At 65.7% G+C, this 1,391-nt stretch carries 1 protein-coding gene; it reads right to left on the bottom strand.

The window, feature by feature from the left end; all coding sequences use genetic code 11:
- A partial coding sequence (locus G6N73_RS35620) for an IS701 family transposase (protein WP_246252835.1) occupies positions 1 to 1,328 on the bottom strand: 1,328 nt, incomplete at its 3' end.
- Positions 1,329 to 1,391: the final 63 nt, after the last annotated feature.

Genomic DNA, 1,391 nt, shown 5'->3' with positions numbered 1-1,391 from the left:
TTCATTGTGAGCTCCATCGCAAACGGACCCGGCAGTGCGGACACCGCTCTGGTGGCGGTTTGGGTGTGAGCGCGGCGATGACGGCGCGTCGCACGGCCGGCATGCTCGGTTGAGGCGGCCCGGCGGGGCTTCTTTTTTTCCCGCCCGGCTTGGCCGAGGCGCCGGTGCTGGAGAAAGGCATAGGCGATCATGGTCATCAGCGCATGGCGGTGAAGGCCGTGCCAGGAGCGGCCCTCGAAGTGATCGAGACCGAGTTCCTCCTTCATTTGCTGATGGGCCTGTTCGCACACCCAGCGCGCCTTGATGGTGGCCGCGAGCGTCTTCAAGTCGGTCTCGGCCGGAAGGTTGGAGAGATAGTATTTGCGCTCGCCGGAGGATCTCCATTCGCCGACCAGCCACGCTTCCTCGCCCGGCATGTGCTGCTGGCCCTTGTCATGGATGCGCTGCGGCGGCCCGTCGGCGATGCGAATGCGCGCGGCAGCGAAAGACGCTTGAAGCGGCCCTTTGGTTCCGTTGCGCCAACTCAGGCTTTCCCAGGTGGCATCAGCGAGCATGGCTTCAGCAGGAATGGAGAGCGTGTCGGGGATCGGTTTCTTGCGCGGCCGGCCACGGCCGGCGACCGGAAAGATCAGAGAGACGTCGGCCGGATAAACCTTCTGGTGTTTGGGGATGCCCAGGGCCCAGAGAAGCCCGCGGGCGCTCAAGCCCTGGCGAAACGGCGCCGACAGGCCATAGCCGGCATCGGCAAGGATCGCCCCGAAGCGTGCACCTGCGGCCATCACCCGGTCGATCTCCTCGAGCGCCATCTCGGGCTTCGTGCGCGGCAGGAACCGAGCTTCCGGGACATGGGCACGCTTCATGCGATCGGGATCACCCGTCCAACTCTCCGGCAGGAACAGCCGCAGGCCGACCGCAACAGGAACCTCGTCGCGCGCGAGCGTCAGCGACACCAGCGTCTGGCAGTTGGCCCTCTTGCCGAGCGCAGAGGCATATTGAGGCGCCACCCCGACCGAGTTGGCGCCCTTCTTCGGCAACGCCGTATCGTCGACAACCAGAACCGCAGTCTCGCCGCCCACCATCCGGTCCGCCTGGCGCGCCAGTTCCTCCTCAAGAGGAGCCGCCTCCCACACGCCGCTCGAGATGAAATGGTGCAACCGGTCGTAGCGGTCGGGCGCCAGCCGGGCCGCGATCGGCTCCATGCTCTTGCGCTCGCCGGGGCCGATCAAGCCGGCCACATAGAGCGGACACATCTGCCGCCGCCGCTTGTGCCCCAGACGCGCCAGAAACGGCTCAAGCCACTGCAAAAGCTCGTCATTCCATGTCAACATATCGCGCTCCGCTCGTCATCGGAGCGCACAGCATCGCCGACTCTTGGTAACCGAAACGTTAAC

This window comes from Allomesorhizobium camelthorni (assembly GCF_011045125.1).
Classification (GTDB): domain Bacteria; phylum Pseudomonadota; class Alphaproteobacteria; order Rhizobiales; family Rhizobiaceae; genus Allomesorhizobium; species Allomesorhizobium camelthorni.
Note: the sequence above shows the minus strand (reverse complement) of the source record. Positions and strands in the feature narration are given on the sequence as shown.